A 17,712-nucleotide genomic window follows, 5' to 3' on the forward strand; every position below is an offset into this window, starting at 1 on the left:
CCCCCACACCCCACGCAATCCCGTTTTTCATCATTCATCTGCAGATATGTTTGCCTGATACCAACCGTAACACATCCGCAGACGAAGATAAGAGCCCTCAGAGCGTGAAGTTCACACGCCCGTAATAATACCCACCCGTCATCGGCACCTGAGACGAGAACGTATCATAAGGGTTGGCACCAAGCTGGTTCAGCTCACCCGGCAGCTTGCGCGGACGGATATTGAAGATGTTGTTCGCCCCCACCGCCAGATGCCAACGCGAATTGACACGATACCCGATCTCCAGATCCGTCAGCCAACGCGGAGAATTCTTGAACTGCGCAAAGCAGCTGCTGGACTGCTGAAGCTGCTTGCCATCAATTGGACAGATCGCCGCCGTAGGCGTCCAGTCCTGATACGTCATCATGCCTGTCGTTTCGCCATAACGGGTCTGGCGAAGATTCACGTCCCATTTCCCGATTGTCCAGAACGCATTCAGAATGATCTTGCTGCGCGGATAGGCCGTCGTAAGGTAAGCGATATTCTGTGCATTCAGCAGCGGTGATCCCGTCGCAGACATTCCGTTATGAGACAGACGCGTACGGTTCAGGTCCAGCGCCATCGACAGGCTCAGATTGCCGAAGCGATGCATGCGGAACATGTAATCCGCCTTGATATCCAGACCCTGCGTCCGCGTGCTGGCGCCGTTCGTGAAGTAATAGGTCTGCACGGCGTTTTCGGAAAGCTGCGTCAGAGCCGGAAGCGAAACGCCCATGCCTTCAAGTGCGGCAATCGCAGCCGGACCCGTCACGTTGCCACCCTGTACGACACGATCGCGGATGTTGATCTGATAGACATCGGCCTCGACATGGAAACCGTCGACAGGTTCAAGAACGATGCCACCCGTCGCACTGGTCGAGCGTTCGGGCTTGAGGGGAGACGCCCCGGTCGCACGCGCTTCGGAAGACGAAACCGGTAACAGTCCCAGCACCGATGTCGGCCCGACATTGATGGCGCTGTAATGCTGTTCGGCCATGGTCGGCGCTCGGAAACCATTGCTGATCGTCGCACGCAGACCAATGCGCTTGGTGATGTCGTAACGCGTGGAAACCTTGCCGTTCTCGGTATTTCCGACATCGGTGTAGTGTTCGAAACGACCGGCGAAATCGAGATCCCAGTTCTTCAGCAGATGGAAATCGCCATCCAGATAAGCCGCCCAGACATCACGATCCCACTTGCCAGCATCCTGCGGCGTCAGACCCGCCAGCGCAGAAGTGCCGCCATATTCGTAAGACGCAGGTTCGCCCGCCAGAATGGTGTATTGTTCCAGACGCTGTTCGCCACCGAAAGCCACCGTGACGGGGACCACGTTGGCAATCTTGAAGTTCCGGCGCAGATCAAGATTGTTCGTCCACTGTGCCAGACGGAAATTGGAGGTCCGCACCGTCGTCGGCGTGTAGCCCGTGGCGGCGTACATGTTCGGGTTGGTGGTGTTCTGGTTGGAAATCTTGTCCAGATCCTCACCCCAGGTGCTGCTCAGATCCCAGTCGAAACCGAGGAAGTGACGACCCTTCAGGCCCAGCGTTGCGGCATAATCGTTCTCGTCGATCGTCTCCAGCGGCGAGTAGCCATATGGAAACAGCTCCGGATTGCTGGCGCTGGAACCAGACGGGACGCGGTAGTTCTCATATGCTTCCGCATGGCGGTGCGCGTAGGTGATCTGCCCGTAAAACTGGATGTCATCGGTCAGGTTCTTGCCGAAATCGATCCCCAGATTTTCGCGCGTTTCTTCCGGCGTACTCATGATCTTGTTGGAGTTCTTGGGCACTTTGACCGACCCGGTATACAGCTCGTTCGCTGCCCCCGGTGGAACATAACCCGCCAGACGGTTATCAACCGTGTTGGTTACGAAATGGTCCGTATGGTAAACCTGTGCCGCAATATGAGCATAGCCGTCACGGCCGAGTTTGAAGCCACCATCAGCGTTGAGCTGGTATTGCCAACCATCACCGTTATAGGCGTTCGCCCCCGTCTGGGCGCTCATGTTCAGCCCATGATCCTGCTTTTTGGTGATGATGTTCACCACACCAGCAATGGCGTCAGAGCCGTACATCGCAGCGGCGCCGTCTTCGAGAACCTCGATATGATCGATCATGTTGGACGGGATCATGTTCAGATCCACGGGCGTCGCGCCAAAATTCGGACCGGCATCGGCATTGATGTTGGCCGTGGTGTGCCGACGCTTGCCATCCAGCAGAACCAGAACCTGATTCGGATTGAGGCCGCGCATCCGGATGAAGGACGTCAGTGCACCGGCGTCATTGCCCATCGTGCTCATATTGATGGACGGATAGGTCTTGGTCAGCGCATCGGCAAGGTTCATCATGCCTGAGCGACGCAGCGTCGCACTGGACAGGACCGTGATCGGGCTGGTGCTCTGACGGGCGTGGCGGTTGGACGCATGCGTTCCAGTGACGATCACGCCTTCTTCGCTTCCGGCGATGACATCCGCAGGCCGATGTTTCGCCGCAGACGGCCTGCGCGTCTTCGGAGATACCGTTTTGGACGGCGCTTTGTGGACGGACGCCTTCGCCGGCTCCGGTACGGCTTTTTCCGAGGCTGCAAAAACCGATCCACTACAGACGCTGACGGAGAGGAACGTAGAGTAAAGCGCAAGTTTCCTGATGTTCATAATCGGCTCCATCGCCCTGGCGCAGCACAGGGATATCAGTCAGAAACAGTCGGATCGCATAACGGAATTATGCGGGATTTTTATTCCGAATTGGGAATTACTCGGATTCAGAACGTAAAAGGCGGGAAAGTGCCGTTGCGACAACCTTCGTCGCACGACGCATATCTTCCAGAACCACATGCTCGTTCGCACGATGGCCATTGGCATCCTGAAGACGACGCGGACCAGCCCCGTACAGCACGGTCGGATAGCCCGCATTGCTGTAAATTCTGGCATCCGTGAACAACGGCATACCCTTGACGGCAATTCGTTCCCCGAACACCGCTTCGGCAGCGTCCTGCAAAGCTCCGATCAAAGGGGCCTGCCCCTCATCCGGAACCAGTGGCAGCGCCAGAAGATGCTGCGTTACGACGCAACTCACGCCCGGCACATCTGCCGCATTCACAATAAGCTGCCGCAGATCCGTCTCGACTTCGGCCGCTTTTTCGTCTGGCAAAATCCGGCGCTCAAGCCGGAATGTCGCCTGTTCGGGCACGACGTTTGCTGCAACGCCACCATTGATCGTACCAATGACGAGCGTCGGCGATTCAATACCCGAAATGGAACAGACCGTCTTCGCCAGCCCGTCCCGATAAGCGTACAGAGCCGTCATCACACGGCACGCCGCCTCGATGGCATCGGCGCCCGTCTCGGGCCATGCGGAATGCGCAGCCTTACCCGTGAAAGTCACATCAAGCTGAAGGCTGCCATTATGGGCAATCATCACGTCGTAGGTAAAACCGGCACTGATGACGTAGTCGGGAGTGCTCAGCTTTTCCGAGAGAAGCCAACCCGGCCCGACATGACCACCGATTTCCTCGTCATAGGTCAGATGAAGCTCGACCGTGCCGGACAGGTCAGAACCGGCTTCCTTCAGCGCGCGCAGCGCAAAGGCATAGGTCGCAAAATCTGACTTCGAAACCGCAGCACCCCGCCCATAAAGCTTCCCATCTTCAATGATGCCGCCATATGGATCATGCACCCAGCCCTCGCCGGGAGGGACAACGTCGCCATGCGCATTGAGCGCAATGACGGGGCCGCTGCCATTTCCGAAACGCTCCCGGATGATCAGATTCGTCGCGCTCTGCATACCGTGGCGTTGCACGAAGTCCTGCGGGACAGCATGGCATTCAACTTCAAAACCGAGTGCCCGCAGCCTGTCGGCGGAAAACCGGGCGTGCGGCGCGCAGTCACCGGGCGGATTGTCCGACGGGACGCCGACGAGATCCTGAAGGAACGGCACCTGACGCAGATCGAAATCCCGGTCGATGACATGACCCAGACGTTCGCTCGCCGTTTTCTCGCAACAGGAAGTCTTTTCAAGCACAGCGCCTTCTCCCACCGGATCGCCTGACAGTCCTCAGTTCATATTCTCTTTGTATACGAACTGAATTCGATCCTGAAGCGGAATGTTGCCTCTTGCTGAAAATATTTCCTTTCAGCTGGGGTGCGCCTCCTCAAACCGCAGAAAAGCCTGCGCTCTGGCCGAACAGCGCCCTGCAAAAAAATCTGCCGCCGGGCAGTCATCGACGATCTCGCCCGCATCCACGAACAGAATCCGCGTCGCGACCTGACGCGCGAATCCCATCTCATGGGTGACGCACATCATGGTCATGCCCTCGCGCGCCAGCTCGGTCATGACCTGAAGGACTTCCTGCACCATTTCAGGATCAAGCGCCGATGTCGGCTCGTCGAACAGCATCACATCCGGCTTCATCGCCAGAGCGCGTGCAATCGCCGCCCGCTGCTGCTGGCCGCCGGACAGGGCGATCGGATATTTGTCCGCATGCTGTTCCAGCCCGACCCGGCGTAGAAGCATTTTCGCATGCTCGCAAAGTTCTTCCTTCCCCCGTTTCTGGACCAGACGCGGGGCCAGCATGATGTTGTCCAGAATGCTTAGATGGGAAAAAAGCTCGAAGCTCTGAAAAACCATCCCCGCTTTCGCCCGCAGCGCCGAATGATCGGTGTTCGCGGAACGCACGGCCATGCCATCAACGTAAATCTGCCCGCTCTCGAACGTCTCCAGCGCATTGATGCATTTGATGAGCGTGGACTTACCCGAACCCGAAGGGCCGCAGACAACCACAACCTCCCCTCTGCCGATCTCCGCCGAACAGCCCTTGAGCACCTGAAAGGCGCCATATGATTTCGTCACAGTATCCAGCGTGATCATGACGGATCTCCATAAAAGCGTGCGGGAGAAAAGATCTCCAGATCGGGACGTTCGGAGCGGCGCAGAACCATATCCGCGACATGCCGCCCCATGGCCGGAGCGAGCGTGACACCATTGGCCGTTACGGCCGTGAAAAAGCCCGGCACGTCCGGACTTTCTCCAAGAATCGGAGCCCCATCGATATCGATGTTCATCGCAGCCCAGCTCCGAACGACATTCACGGCCCCCAGCGCCGGAACCAGCCTTTGTGCCACCCAGAGATTTCCTTCCAGATTTTCCCGAAGCGGTCGCGGATGCCCATGCACCGGATCAAGCCCCGCACTCCATCCCCCGCCGATCAGCAGCGAGCCGTTCGTGGCCTGTTTGAGCGTGAGATGCCGGCTTGCATGGGCCAGAAGCGAAAAGACCAGCGGAGCCACAGGCTCGGTCACGATCATCTGCAACGGCGCACCAAAAACCGGCAGCCGACGCCCGACCAGCCCGGCGACTTCTCCCGCATAGGCACCGGCTGCATTCACCACCGCTCCGACCGACCAGCACCTTGACCCCGCGCTGACATGAAACCGTGTGCCGTCGGGCTGGATTGCGGACAAGGCTGTAAGTTCCTCAACCCGCACGCCCGCGCGCCGTGCCCGCGCCAGAACAGCCTGCGTTGCCGCCATGGGATTGATCTTGCCTTCCTCGGAGCAATACGCCCCGCCCAGAAAGCCATCTCTCAGATTGGGCTCGATCCCGTGCAATTCGTCCGATGCCAGAAGCCGCGCGTCGACGCCAAGGGCCTGTTCGACCGCGACCTTGCTACGCAGACGGTCCATATCGGCTTCGGTTTCCGCCACCACCAACCCGCCGCTGACCTTGATCTCCAGATCGCGATCGAACGTTGTGCGCAGCGCCTCCCACATGCGGATGGATTCCCGCTGCAACGCCAGCGTCCGCGCAGGCATAGACGGTCCGTCCGTATCCGCGCTGGCGTCGAATGCCATGAGCTGCGCGTGCAGACTGCCCGCATTGCCGCCCGAGGCCAGTGCCCCGGCCCGACCACGTTCGAGCACCACGACACTTTTCCCGGCTTCGGCGAGAAACAGCGCCGTGAAAAGCCCGACGATCCCGCCACCCACGACCACGACATCCACAGTCTCGAAAGCGCCGAAAGCCGATGGCCCCACTGCTCCCAGCCCCGATGGAATGGGAACACGGACATGCCCCCGCCATTCCGGTTTTTGACGCGCGAGGGCCGCAACCGGAACCGGCCGCAGCGGAATCTGCGGTGCGGTAAAATTCTTTTCGTTTTTCGGTTCCGGCAGCATCTTCATCAGCGAAGCCTGACAGAACCGCCCCTGACACCGCCCCATTCCGGCCCGTGTCGCTCGTTTAAGAGACGCCAGATCGGTGATCCCATCTTCCGACACGCGGGCCCGGACAGTCCCTGCGGTCACGCATTCGCATCGGCACAGGATGGTCGTCTCCTGAGGGGACGGCAGCGAGACAACCGGATCATACAGCTTCCACAGAAGCTCCTGAAAACGCGCATTATCGCGATATACCCGCCGACTGCGTTCCAAACCGGACGGAACCGGTTTTCCTGCCCGTTCCAGCAGTCTGGCCGCACACAGCACCCCTTGAGCCTGCGCCAGAAAAGCACCCCCAAAACGCCCGGCCTCACCAATAACGGACACATCCGCCTGATCGGTCTTTCCGTCGGGTTCTCGGCCCGTCTCGGGATGGCTCACAGGCCAGTTCCGGATCTGCTGTCGGCAGCCCAGAAGCCGTGGCAGTTCGCTGGCAGGAACGAACCCGTCTCCGAGGCAGACAGTCTGCGTCTCGATCCAGCGTTCTGCGCCTCCCTGCTGCCTCACCGCCACGCGCTCGACACGATCCTCGCCCTCAATGCGGGTCACAACGCTTCCCCACAGCACCGGTACCCCGGCCCGACGCAATGTCGCGAGATGCCGCATCCCGGCGAGCGCCAGATGAGGAGATGCCATTGAAAGCCGTCCTGCCAGAAAGGGCCGCTTTACGGGCGCAGGCGCTGAATCCACAACGGCCGCCACATCTGCGCCACGCCGGACCAGTTCCGCCGCAAGCTGAAGATTGAGCGGGCCATTCCCGGCAATGACGATCCGCCCCGGAGCCACCGCTTCATAGGCGCGCAGCATTGTCTGCCCGGCCCCCGTCGTGATGACACCCGGCAACGTCCAGCCCGGTCGGGCCGCAGGCGTTTCCTGTGCACCCGTCGCCACGATAATATGTTGCGTGCGGATATAGAACGCCTCACCATCCCGCAGACTACCGATAACGAGTGCGCCCTCTTCGCGATGGGCGCTCCAGACGAGCGTGTCGTGCCACAGCCGCGCGCCACTGGCCCGCATGGCTTCAATCAGGTGCCTCCCCTTGCGACCCTGATCATCCTGCCGCTCCGGATGCACCGCGTTCTGTTTGAAATACTGGCCGCCCGGAATATGGCGTTCATCCACGATGAGAACATCCATCCCACCGCGCGCCAGTTCGGTCGCTGCCACCAAACCCGCCGGTCCCGCGCCCACCACCAGCACATCGCAGGCCTGTTCAGCCAGACGCTCCTCACCCTTCGCCAGACAGGCTGAAACAGCCGCATCCGGAAGACGGTCATTGCTACGAACCCGCATCCCGTCCCGCACCGGCGTCATGCATCCCCGGCGGGACATCTGCCCGTCCACCTCCAGCAGACACTCCTGACAGGCCCCGATCCCGCAGAACGGACCACGCTCCGATCCATCCGGCGCCGTCCGGTGCGCAATTCTGCCCGCGGCCATCAGCGCAGCCGTCAGGGTCTGTCCGGGTTTTGCGGAAACGGTGGCGTCATTGAACGTGAAGTTCAGCCGGTCCGACATCAGCGCGCATCCTGCGTCGTCGCGGGAAGTTCGATGGCCTCAACCGCTGCGGTTTTCTGCTGGCGACGATAGGGCCGCTCCGCATAATGCTCGATCCGCCGTTGCAGGAAGTCCCATGCCGTCGTCATCAGCAGATAATACAGCGCCGCCACGGAAAACAGCTCCAACACCATGAACTGGTCCTGCACCAGAATCTGGCTGCGCTGCATCAGTTCCTCCATGGAAATGACCGAGGTCACACTGGTCGTCTTGAGCAGACCATTCACCGAATTGCCCAGCGGCGGGATGATGAGCCGGAACGCCTGCGGAAATGCGATGCGCCAGGCGATCTGCCGCTCGCTCAGGCCCAGCGCCCGTGCCGCCGCGATCTGGCCGGTTGGCACGGCATTCAGCCCCGCACGGATAATTTCCGCGAGATACGCTGCCTCGTTCAGTGTCAGCCCAATAATCGAACACGCCAGAACACTCAGCCGGATATCCAGCTTCGGCAGACCGGTATAGATCACGACCAGTTGGACCAGCAGCGGTGTGCCCCGGAAAAACCAGACATAAAACCGCGCAGGCCAGGACAGCAGACGGCGCTGCGAGCGCTTCATGACCGCAATCAGCAGCCCCAGAAGAAACCCCATCACCATCGAGACGGCCGTCATATAGACCGTGATAAGCGCGCCCCGGAAGATATAGGGGCTGCCGAGATAGGTGAAGAAGCCGTGCCAGCTCCAGATCTGCATGTCGATGCCCCGCGTTCGTATCGTGTTTGTGTGTCGTATCAGTGCATGTCGGACGGATGGGACGGTCCTGAAACCACAATCCGTCCGGGAAAGGGTACGACGCCATAAGGCGCCATAAGCCGCTCCAGCGTTCCGTCCTCACGCATGGCTTCCAGAACATCCGCCAGACGCTGCGCCAGAGCCGGGTCCCGCAGTGCCAGAGCAACGGGCGTGGGATACAGCCCTTTCAGAACAGGCTTCACGCCACCCTGAAGAGCGTTGCGCCGTGCGACCGCATCAATGGAAAACACCGCCGTCACCTGCCGCGCGCGCAGCGCCGCAAAGGCGATGCCTACGTTCTGGAACGTCTTGATATCAAAGCCCGGCCGTCTGGCATTCCGCAGGGCCTGATCGGCCTCACGGGCATGGTGTTCTTCTATTCCGCCCATCTCGACCCCGATCGAAGAGCCGGACAGATCTTCAAGTCGTGCGGGATGCAGCGCGGAATCATCGTTGAGAGATACGCTGATCGCTTGGATTTCGTAGGGGATCATCTCCATCAACCGCGCCCGCTGGGCAGTGTAGAACATCCCCGTATTGATGACGTCCCACCGTTTTTCGAGCAGCCCGAGTGTGAGCTGCGCAAAGGACGTCGAGAGCATGACCGGCGTCAGACAGAGCCTGCGGGCGATTTCGTTTCCGAGTTCGACCCGCATTCCGGCGATCTGCCCGTCCACCGTCACATATTGCAGGGGCGGCAGCGTCGGGTTGGTCGCCATGACCAGATGCGGCGGAGAGATCAGCCCTTCAACAGCCTGCGGACACGGTGCCGCCTGCGCCCCGAAAGCCAGGGCCGCACAGAGCAGCCCCGCTCCCCGGATCAGACAGGATACAGGGCTGCCCCCCATATCAGGCGCGCTCTTCGAACCGCAGGTCCAGATCGCGGACGATCTGAAGGGCGCGGGCATCATCCGCTTCCGGCAGCGGCAGACGCGGCGCGCGCGGACCACCGACATCAAAGCCCATGTGTTTCAACAGAGCTTTCGTTCCCGAGACATAACCCTGCCCGCCTACGAACTGGATCAGCGGCACATGGCGGAAATACATCTCCCGCGCCTTTCCGATGTCCTTGTAACCGTCACAGAGATTGAAAATCTCGCTCATGACATGCGGCGCAACGTTGGACGCCACTGCGACCCAGCCAATGGCGCCTTCAAGAAAGCTCTCAAAGCCCATGATGCCGCCAAAGACCGAAAGCCGGTCGCCGCAAAGCCGGATGATGTCCCGTACGCGGGTTACATCCATCGTGGATTCCTTGATCAGGCAGCAGTTGTCGATATGGGACAGACGCGCCACGAGTTCCGGCTTCAGATCCACATTCGCCGTGGCCGGGTTGTTGTAGAGCATGATCGGCAGCCCGATCGCATCCGACACCCGGCGATAATGAACGAACAGCTCGTCATCCGTCGGCGTGGAATAGAACGGCGGAATGATCATGACGCCATCCGCCCCGAGCTTCTCGGCTTCCTGGCTGTAGCGGATCACGTCATAGGTGTTTTCCGCACCTGTTCCGATGAAAACCGGAACGCGGCCTGCGGCCTGCTCGATGACGGTCTGTGCAACCAGTGTGCGTTCGTCATCCGTCAGCGACAGGAATTCGCCGGTCGAGCCCAACGGGATCAAACCTGCGATGCCCTGTGCGATCTGCCAGTCGGTGAAGCGCCGCAGCCCCGGAACGTCAACGCGTCCTTCGCTGTCATAAGGCGTGATCATGACGGTATATGTGCCACGAAACTTCATGGGTCTTTCCTTCCTCAATGTTCCGGGTCCGACCGCGATCCGGCCGGGTCCGTGGCGGCATCACCGCCATGGGTATTCATGAACGCCGCGATATCGGGCTGTTGCGCCGCATCCCCGCGCCCCGTTCCGACGGCTCTGACCTGACCGTCTTCCAGAAGAACGATCCTGTCCGACAGCGATGAGACGACACCCATCGCGTGGGAAACCTGAATGATGGTCATGCCGTCCTGCGCCAGATCACGCAGCAGCACGCCGACATCACGCACCTTGTGCGGATCGAGCGCCGATGTCGGCTCATCGAGCAGAAGCAGTGCCGGGCGAAGCATAAGCGCGCGCGCAATCGCCACACGCTGTTTCTGGCCGCCCGACAGATCGGCTGGCAGCACGTCCGCCTTGTCTGCCAGCCCCAGACGCTCCAGCAGCGCACGCGCTTCGTGCTCGGCCTCCCGACGCGAACGCTTCGTCACGACCGTCGGTGCCAGCGTCAGGTTCCGCAGAACCGACATATGACCAAACAGTCCGTATTGCTGAAACACGATCGCAGCCTGCTCCCGCAGAATGCGCGCAGAGGCAGGGACGGCCATGTCCACGTTCCGCCCGTTCACGCCCATCTGCCCCTGCCAGACCGGCTGAAGCCCGATCAGCGTCCGCAAAAACGTGGTTTTCCCGGAACCGGACGGCCCGATGAAACTCACGATGTCCCCGCGTTCGGCCTCAAATCCAGCGTGACGCAGGGTTTCGTTTTTCCCGTGGCGGACGCAGACGTCCCGGACATCAATGTACGGCAATACGTTTCTCCAGCAGGCGGCTCAGGCAGGTCAGGGGATAGGAAATCGCGAAATAGAGCAGCAGAACCACACAGAAGACCTGCGTTGAGGGTAGGCCGCGATTGGTCAGAATCACTCCGGCCTGGCTCAGCTCCACAACTCCGATCTGGGAGGCCAGCGCCGTATCCTTGATGAACAGCACCAGATACCCCACCGCAGGCGGCACAACGGCGGACATCGCCTGCGGCCCGATCACATGCCGCCACCGCGCCCAGAGCGGCAGGTTCAGCACCAGCGCGGCCTCGACCTGCTCCACCGGAACCGTTTTGACGCCGCCATGCAGGATTTCGCAGAGATAGGCCGCCGCAATCAGCCCAATGGAGCCAATCGCAACAACCGTTGCCGACACATCCACGCCCATCATGCCCGTGCAGAAAAAGACGATATACAGCGTCACGATGAACGGAATGCGCCGGATGGTCTGGACATACACCACCGCCAGAACCCGCAGCGGTATCATGACCCGTATTTCGGACAGGCGAAGCGCCGTCAGGATGATGGCGCCCGCAATCCCGAGAATGCCGCCGCCCAGCGACAGCACGACCGTCCGGACCATCGCCTGAAGCAGAAGGGTGATGTCATAATGCGAAAACGCGATCATACCATCCGCTCCATCGTGCGGCGGAACAGCGCAAACACGCCCGTCAGCGCGAAAGACAGCAGGGCATACAATCCGCCCGTCACGAGCATAACTTCAAGGATGCGGAACGTTGTCGATCCGATATCATAGGCGCGGCCCGTCAGGTCCTCGACGCCGAAAATGGACGCCATGGCACTGCCCAAAATCATGATCTGAAAATGGTTAGCCAGCGCCGGAAACATCGCACGCCCCGCATAGGGCAGGATGACCCGCAGATAGGTCTGACGCCGGTTCAGTCCCAGCGTCAGCGCAACTTCATGATAGACCGGCGGCACCCGCGCCATGCCCGCCCCGAGGATATCCGCCAGATAGGCAGCCGCATTGAGCGTCATGCCGATCACGACTGACAGGAACGGCGAGACCATCAGCCCCATCAGCGGCAGACAGTAAAACACAGCGAAGATCTGCGAAAGCTGCGGCGTGTTGGTCAGGGCCGTGCTATAGCTGCGACTGAACCTGCGCCACACGCCCTGATTTTCAAAGCGCAGAACGGCCAGTGCGACCGCCAGCGACAGTCCGAACGCAAAGGCCAGCGTCGCGATCAGGATTGTCACCCCGACACCGCCCAGAAGAAACGGGAGATGCGCGAAAACGGGAGGGAAATCCAACCCCGTCATGGCGCGTGCCCGGCACCGGCGGGATCGAACCAGCGGCGATGGATCTGCTCCAGACGTCCGTCGCGCTCCATCCCGTCAAGGATACGGTTCACATCCGCACGCAGGGCTACGTCCTGCTGTGACATCCCGATGCAGTCGTCCCCCACGGGTGGCGCGAATCCCCGGATAATCCGCCAGTGTACCTGAGGCTGCGACGGCAGATAGTGTCCGACATATTCGATGACATCCACCATCGCATCGCCACGCCCCTGCGCCAGCGCGCGAATGGCATCGGCATAACTCTCAAGCAGCAGCATCGGCGCCTTGGGCACATGCTGTTGCAGATACGCAACCGCCGTTGACCCACGCACCTCAATCAGGCGGCGCGCGCCCGATTCAAGATCCGCAAAGGACGCGATGTCCCGATCTTCGGGAGCAATAACCGCAAACTGCTCGGAATAAAGTGGCCGCGAAAATGCAATGACATCCGCCCGTGCAGGCGTCCGCGTCAGACCGCCCAGAACGATGTCGACTTTCCCGGCCATCAGATAGGGAATGCGACCACTGGAAGCGAGCGTCACAAAGCACGGCTCAACACCCAGATCCTGCGCAATCGCCCGACCGATATCGACATCATATCCCACAAGTTCGTTGTGATCGTCATATTCCCCAAGCGGGGGCAGTCCGGGCTCCACACCGATATTGATGTGTCCGCTCGCCCGGATGGCGGCACTGTCCCTCGCCTGCACGCCACCGCCCCACAGGACGACGGATGCAGCGCAGACCCCCAGCAGAAGACTGTTCCGGATCGCTCTCAAGAAAGGTTTCCCTGCATGTTGTGCGACTTTGGGGTTGCGGTGACCCGATCACTGATCTAATCCAGATATACGTTCTGTATACGATAGAAAACCCTTTAAAAGAAATTTCTTCTCCGGACCGATCCTGATGGGAAACAAGATGCCTCCTGTAACCTTCACCTTCCTGAACAGCACCGTCGAAGGGGTCGAGGGAGAACCGGTTGCAGCAGCCCTCAGACGCGCCGGAATTACGGAACTCGGCCGGTCCGGCGTCGATGGAACACCCCGCGGAGCGTTCTGCTTCATGGGAAGCTGTCAGGAATGCCGCGTCCGCATCGACGGCGCCGTCGCCTATGCCTGCAAGACTCCTGTCCTCCCGAACATGACCGTCACGCCCTATGTCCAGTCCTGACTTTTCTCCCATGACCGTCATCGGTGGCGGCATTGCCGGTACGACCTCTGCCATCGCCCTGTCCCGGCATGGCTTCCCGGTCACCCTAATCGACGAACAGCCTGTCGCAGGCGGCCAGATCTTCCGCGCGCCCTCACCTTATGCACGTCGGGTCGTGCCGCCCAATCACGAATTTTCCGGCGGCGACAGTTTGCGCCTGAAACTGGCCGCATCCAGCGTGAATGTCCGGTTCTCCACCCGCGTCTGGGGCCTGTCGCCCACACTAACGCTCGACCTGCTCGGACCGGACGGCATCGACCAACTCCCCGCCGCAACGCTCGTCGTCGCCAATGGTGCCACCGAACGTTTTCTGCCATTTCAGGGCTGGACGACTCCGCGCATCATCGGTCTTGCGGGCGCCAGCATCCTGATGCGCAACGGCGGCACCCTGCCCGGCCAGAGTGTCGTGGTCGCGGGTTCGGGGCCGCTCCTGTTCTCCGTCGCCCATCAGGTTCTCGAACTGGGGGGCCGGGTCATGGCTATCGTGGATGCCGGTCATCGTTCGGACTGGCTGCGTCTTGGCGCCATGCTGTCGCTCGACCCGGCACGCCTGACGCAGGCCACAAGCTGGATGTTGCGCCTCAGAAAGGCTGGTATCCCGATCCATCATCGCGCCCATATTTCGGAAGCGCAGGAAACGGAGACCGGCCTGCTCCTGACCGTTACCGAAATGGATCATCCTGAACGCCGCCACCTCTATGCCGCCGAAGCGGCGGCCTGCGGATATGGCCTCAAGCCCTCGACTCTCATCACCCGCACGGCAGGCGTTCACCACCGTTACGATCCGGTCGGCGGCTATCTCGAACCCGTAACAGACAACGCAGGCCGCACCAGCCGCCCCGATCTTTACGTCACGGGGGACGCTGCCGGAGTCCGGGGTATGGCCGTGGCCCGTCTACGGGGCCTGATCACGGCTCATGCCATCGCCCATGACCGGGGTGTAATCTCCACGGAAACTTATGAAACCCTGACACGCACACCTCTCCGTCAGCGCCGTCGCCTTGAGGCCGTTTCGCGCCGGATGCTGCCTCTGATGAACGCCGGCAGCACCATTCCCGCCCATCTTCAGGACGACACCATCGTCTGCCGCTGCGAACGCGTGAAAGCCGCGGCCCTGCGTTCCGCCATTCAGACCGGAGCCGAAGACCTGAACCAGCTCAAAGCCTGGACGCGCTGTGGCATGGGCCCGTGTCAGGGCCGCATGTGTGAGGACAGCGCCCGCGGCCTGCTCGCGGCGGCCTGCGGCAAAACCCCCGAAGAGGCAGGCAGTTTCACAGCGCGAATGCCCTTCTTCCCCCTCCCGCTCACAGCCGTGACCGGAGAATTCACCTATTCCGATATTCCTCTTCCGAAGGCAGCTCCCCTATGACTCAGGCGCTGCACAGCAGACCGGATGTCTTTGATACGGTCGTCGTGGGGGCGGGCGTCATGGGCGCCACAACTGCGCTTTTTCTTGCCCGCGCTGGCCAGAAGGTCGCCCTGATCGACCGGGAGGACATGTTCCGGGCGGCATCCGGCGTCAATGCTGGCACCCTGACCCTGCACATGACCCGCGCCCAGCTCATTCCCCACGCCATCCGTGGCCGCGAGATGTGGCTCGACAGTGCCAACTGGCTCGGAGAAGACGTCGGCGCCCTCGCCACACCCGGCCTGTCCATGGCTTTTACCGAAGCCGAAGAGGAGCTTCTGCGCCAGCGCGCGCATGTCCGGCAGGAGATGGGTGCGCCGATTGAAGTCCTGTCAGCCAAAGAGGCCATCAGGATCGAACCCGGCGTAAACCCGACCCTCCGCGCCGCCGCCTACTGCGCGCTGGACGGCCATATCCCGACCTATCGCGTCGGCGGGGCCTATGCCCGCGCCCTCAGGCAGGCCGGGGTCACGATCATCGAGAACAGTCCGGTTGAGGGCATCTGCCCCGTTACGGGCGGAGGCTACGACGTTCAGATGACCGGCCGCGCGCATCCCGTACGGGGCCACAGGATCGTGCTCAGCACCGGAGCCTGGCTGGAAAAGATGCTGGGCTGGCTCGGATATGACATTCCAATCCGCTGCCTCATCAACCAACTTGTCGTCACGGAAACGCTGCCGCCCGTCATGAGGAGCGTGCTGAGCATTGCCAATGGCCTTCTGTCCCTCAAGCAGTTTGCCAATGGCAGCGTGCTGATCGGTGGCGGCTGGCAGGGCGAGGGCAACATCCATCAGGGCGGCACCCGAGTCATTCCTGAAAACCTTCGCGGCAATGTCCGTCTGGCCCAGCATGTCGTCCCGCGCCTCAACGAAGCGCAGATCCTGCGTGTCTGGCTCGGTCTCGAATCCGAAACACCCGATGCCATGCCTCTGATCGGTGCGCTGACACCAGATGACGATGCTTTCGTTGTCGGGTGTGTCCATTCCGGATTTACGAGCGGGCCATATATGGGCCGCCTGCTTGCCGAGCGCATTCTGGGCGGCGCCCCGGATCTGGGCGCGTTCGACCCCACCCGCTTCTCCTCCCTCCCCGCCACTGGAACACGCCCATGATCCCCGCCTCCCTCACGCCATTCCGGGGCGTATATGCCGCAACGCTGGTGCCCTTTCTGGAAGACGGAACGCTGGATGAGGCACGCTTCACACAACATCTGTGGGACTGCACCCGTGCCGAAGGCATTGTGGGCATCCTGTGCAACGGTCATGCGGGCGAGAACCATCTCCTGACCCGCGAGGAAAAGCGCCGCGTCGTGGAACTGGCCGCCGACACCATCGGCAAAGACCGCATCATCGTCTCGGGCATCCTGTCCGAAGACCTCGACGAAGCCTGTCTTCATGCCCGTGATGCCATCGCGGCCGGCGCGGACGCACTGCTCGTGTTCCCGCCGTTTTCATGGGCGGTGTCGCAGGATCATGACGCCATCATCGCCCATCACGCCGCGATCTGCGAGGCCGTCGATGTCCCGATCATGCTGTATCAATCCTCCGTCGGCAGCGGCGGCATGGCCTATTCCCTTCCCATTCTGGAAAGCCTGCTCAGGCTCCCCGGCATCGTCGCCATCAAGGAAGGAAGCTGGGAAACCAACGCCTATGACAAACACCGCAGGCTGGCCGCGCGCGTGGCCCCGCATGTGGACGTCATGGCGTCGGGAGACGAACATCTCCTGCCGTGCTTCGCCATTGGAACGACCGGCAGCCTCGTCAGCCTCGCGGCGATCCTGCCCGTCTCGCTCGCCAAACTGTGGCGCGCGATGGAGAACGATGACCTGCCCGCTGCGCGCCGTGTCCATGACGCGATCCAGCCGCTGGCGAACCTGATTTACGGTCGTGCGCCCTCGGGCCGGGCTACGCTGCGTCTGAAGGCCTGTCTGGTCATGCAGGGCAAATGGCCCTCCTGCCGCACCCGCAAGGCTTCTGATATCATCGCCCCCGAAGAATGGCAGGAGCTGTCAGCAGCCTTGCACGATGCAATGGCACTGGAAGGACCGTAATGGGCGATTATATGGTGGCCGAACGCGAGCTGAATCTCGCGGAACTGGCCTATACACAGATCCGGCGCATGATCCTTGAAAAAGAACTCCCCGGCGGCATGTCCGTCGTGGAGGGGCGCCTGGCGGATCATCTCGAGATCTCGCGCACGCCCGTTCGCGAGGCCCTGATGCGACTCGCCGCCGAGGATCTTCTGGTCAAGCAGGGCTCGCGCTCGTTTGCAGTGCGGAACGTCTCGGCTACCGAATTCTTTCAGGGTATCCATATCCGTGAGATCCTTGAAAGCGAAGCCATCAATCTGTCATTCGACAGGCTTGATCGCAAAGTGCTGGAAAATCTCCGCCGCGAAGTCATCGAACTTGGCGAGACACCCGAACAGACCGCCGCGCAGTGGCAACTCGACGACCGCATCCATTTGATGTTTCCCAAAGTCTCGGGCAACACGGTCCTGCTCCGTTCCATTAACGAACTGCGGACCCTGACGCGTCTGTGCGAAGTCAGCTACCCGCTCGGACGCGTTCCCGCATCCACGCGCGAACATCTGGCCATTCTGGACGCGCTGCTCGACGGCGACAGCACCGGCGCGCGCGACGCCATGGTCATGCATCTGCGCAATGTCGCGACAGACTGCATGGACATTCTCAGGGGCGGCTGACCACCCCTGCCCATTTCAGGAGAAACC

General features: G+C 61.2%; 16 protein-coding genes. 5 read left to right on the plus strand and 11 right to left on the minus strand.

Going from position 1 to position 17,712, the window contains the following annotated elements; translation table 11 throughout:
* Positions 1–97 precede the first annotated feature (97 nt).
* From JK213_RS06530 to JK213_RS06580, 11 genes are all read right to left on the minus strand, one after another.
* Complete coding sequence (locus JK213_RS06530; protein ID WP_228125389.1) at positions 98–2,671, minus strand: TonB-dependent siderophore receptor; 2,574 nt, start codon at positions 2,669–2,671, stop codon at positions 98–100.
* 97 nt (positions 2,672–2,768) lie between these two features.
* Positions 2,769–4,037: an ArgE/DapE family deacylase gene (locus JK213_RS06535; RefSeq protein WP_322783026.1), complete on the minus strand. Its 1,269-nt coding sequence runs from the start codon at positions 4,035–4,037 to the stop codon at positions 2,769–2,771.
* 111 nt (positions 4,038–4,148) lie between these two features.
* Positions 4,149–4,883, minus strand: a complete 735-nt coding sequence (locus JK213_RS06540) for an amino acid ABC transporter ATP-binding protein (RefSeq protein WP_194261746.1) — start codon at positions 4,881–4,883, stop codon at positions 4,149–4,151.
* Complete coding sequence (locus tag JK213_RS06545) at positions 4,880–7,753, minus strand: FAD-dependent oxidoreductase (protein WP_194261745.1); 2,874 nt, start codon at positions 7,751–7,753, stop codon at positions 4,880–4,882. Before JK213_RS06545 ends, JK213_RS06540 begins: the two co-directional genes overlap by 4 nt.
* The gene (locus JK213_RS06550; protein ID WP_194261744.1) at positions 7,753–8,484 is read right to left on the minus strand and encodes an amino acid ABC transporter permease; all 732 of its coding nucleotides are present in this window, start codon (positions 8,482–8,484) and stop codon (positions 7,753–7,755) included. The genes JK213_RS06545 and JK213_RS06550 overlap by 1 nt, the downstream gene beginning before the upstream one ends.
* A gap of 38 nt (positions 8,485–8,522) precedes the next feature.
* Positions 8,523–9,371, minus strand: coding sequence for a transporter substrate-binding domain-containing protein (locus JK213_RS06555; RefSeq protein WP_194261743.1), 849 nt, complete (start codon positions 9,369–9,371; stop codon positions 8,523–8,525).
* A gap of 1 nt (position 9,372) precedes the next feature.
* Positions 9,373–10,263 carry a dihydrodipicolinate synthase family protein gene (locus JK213_RS06560; RefSeq protein ID WP_194261742.1) on the minus strand — a complete coding sequence of 297 codons (891 nt, stop codon included), beginning with the start codon at positions 10,261–10,263 and terminating at the stop codon, positions 9,373–9,375.
* Between the two features lie 14 nt (positions 10,264–10,277).
* Entirely contained in the window at positions 10,278–11,051 is a 774-nt protein-coding gene (locus JK213_RS06565) for an amino acid ABC transporter ATP-binding protein (protein WP_194261741.1), read from the minus strand.
* Positions 11,038–11,691, minus strand: coding sequence for an amino acid ABC transporter permease (locus JK213_RS06570; protein WP_194261740.1), 654 nt, complete (start codon positions 11,689–11,691; stop codon positions 11,038–11,040). The genes JK213_RS06565 and JK213_RS06570 overlap by 14 nt, the downstream gene beginning before the upstream one ends.
* On the minus strand, positions 11,688–12,347 hold the full coding sequence (locus tag JK213_RS06575) for an amino acid ABC transporter permease (protein ID WP_194261739.1): 660 nt from the start codon (positions 12,345–12,347) through the stop codon (positions 11,688–11,690). Before JK213_RS06575 ends, JK213_RS06570 begins: the two co-directional genes overlap by 4 nt.
* Positions 12,344–13,144 (minus strand): transporter substrate-binding domain-containing protein, encoded by an 801-nt coding sequence (locus tag JK213_RS06580; protein ID WP_194261738.1) that lies wholly within the window; start codon positions 13,142–13,144, stop codon positions 12,344–12,346. The genes JK213_RS06575 and JK213_RS06580 overlap by 4 nt, the downstream gene beginning before the upstream one ends.
* Before the next feature lie 127 nt (positions 13,145–13,271).
* On the opposite strand from JK213_RS06580, the gene JK213_RS06585 reads away from it, so the two are divergent.
* Genes JK213_RS06585 through JK213_RS06605 form a run of 5 tightly spaced genes read left to right on the plus strand, consistent with a single transcriptional unit; the run spans position 13,272 to position 17,685 of the window.
* Complete coding sequence (locus JK213_RS06585) at positions 13,272–13,535, plus strand: (2Fe-2S)-binding protein (protein WP_194261737.1); 264 nt, start codon at positions 13,272–13,274, stop codon at positions 13,533–13,535.
* Positions 13,522–14,943 (plus strand): NAD(P)/FAD-dependent oxidoreductase, encoded by a 1,422-nt coding sequence (locus JK213_RS06590; RefSeq protein WP_194261736.1) that lies wholly within the window; start codon positions 13,522–13,524, stop codon positions 14,941–14,943. Before JK213_RS06585 ends, JK213_RS06590 begins: the two co-directional genes overlap by 14 nt.
* Positions 14,940–16,094, plus strand: a complete 1,155-nt coding sequence (locus tag JK213_RS06595; RefSeq protein ID WP_194261735.1) for an FAD-binding oxidoreductase — start codon at positions 14,940–14,942, stop codon at positions 16,092–16,094. Before JK213_RS06590 ends, JK213_RS06595 begins: the two co-directional genes overlap by 4 nt.
* On the plus strand, positions 16,091–17,032 hold the full coding sequence (locus JK213_RS06600) for a dihydrodipicolinate synthase family protein (RefSeq protein WP_194261734.1): 942 nt from the start codon (positions 16,091–16,093) through the stop codon (positions 17,030–17,032). The genes JK213_RS06595 and JK213_RS06600 overlap by 4 nt, the downstream gene beginning before the upstream one ends.
* The gene (locus tag JK213_RS06605; RefSeq protein WP_228125387.1) at positions 17,032–17,685 is read left to right on the plus strand and encodes a GntR family transcriptional regulator; all 654 of its coding nucleotides are present in this window, start codon (positions 17,032–17,034) and stop codon (positions 17,683–17,685) included. The genes JK213_RS06600 and JK213_RS06605 overlap by 1 nt, the downstream gene beginning before the upstream one ends.
* Positions 17,686–17,712 lie beyond the last annotated feature (27 nt).

It is taken from the genome of Gluconobacter sp. Dm-44, assembly GCF_018256175.1.
In the GTDB taxonomy this organism is placed as follows: domain Bacteria; phylum Pseudomonadota; class Alphaproteobacteria; order Acetobacterales; family Acetobacteraceae; genus Gluconobacter; species Gluconobacter cadivus.

What these genes read in the sequence shown, in the direction of transcription:
- JK213_RS06530 (WP_228125389.1), bottom strand. Translation starts at nt 2,671, where the DNA reads ATGAACATCAGGAAACTTGCGCTTTACTCTACGTTCCTCTCCGTCAGC.
- JK213_RS06540 (WP_194261746.1), bottom strand. Translation starts at nt 4,883, where the DNA reads ATGATCACGCTGGATACTGTGACGAAATCATATGGCGCCTTTCAGGTG.
- JK213_RS06545 (WP_194261745.1), bottom strand. Translation starts at nt 7,753, where the DNA reads ATGTCGGACCGGCTGAACTTCACGTTCAATGACGCCACCGTTTCCGCA.
- JK213_RS06550 (WP_194261744.1), bottom strand. Translation starts at nt 8,484, where the DNA reads ATGCAGATCTGGAGCTGGCACGGCTTCTTCACCTATCTCGGCAGCCCC.
- JK213_RS06555 (WP_194261743.1), bottom strand. Translation starts at nt 9,371, where the DNA reads ATGGGGGGCAGCCCTGTATCCTGTCTGATCCGGGGAGCGGGGCTGCTC.
- JK213_RS06560 (WP_194261742.1), bottom strand. Translation starts at nt 10,263, where the DNA reads ATGAAGTTTCGTGGCACATATACCGTCATGATCACGCCTTATGACAGC.
- JK213_RS06570 (WP_194261740.1), bottom strand. Translation starts at nt 11,691, where the DNA reads ATGATCGCGTTTTCGCATTATGACATCACCCTTCTGCTTCAGGCGATG.
- JK213_RS06575 (WP_194261739.1), bottom strand. Translation starts at nt 12,347, where the DNA reads ATGACGGGGTTGGATTTCCCTCCCGTTTTCGCGCATCTCCCGTTTCTT.
- JK213_RS06585 (WP_194261737.1), top strand. Translation starts at nt 13,272, where the DNA reads ATGGGAAACAAGATGCCTCCTGTAACCTTCACCTTCCTGAACAGCACC.
- JK213_RS06590 (WP_194261736.1), top strand. Translation starts at nt 13,522, where the DNA reads ATGTCCAGTCCTGACTTTTCTCCCATGACCGTCATCGGTGGCGGCATT.
- JK213_RS06595 (WP_194261735.1), top strand. Translation starts at nt 14,940, where the DNA reads ATGACTCAGGCGCTGCACAGCAGACCGGATGTCTTTGATACGGTCGTC.
- JK213_RS06600 (WP_194261734.1), top strand. Translation starts at nt 16,091, where the DNA reads ATGATCCCCGCCTCCCTCACGCCATTCCGGGGCGTATATGCCGCAACG.
- JK213_RS06605 (WP_228125387.1), top strand. Translation starts at nt 17,032, where the DNA reads ATGGGCGATTATATGGTGGCCGAACGCGAGCTGAATCTCGCGGAACTG.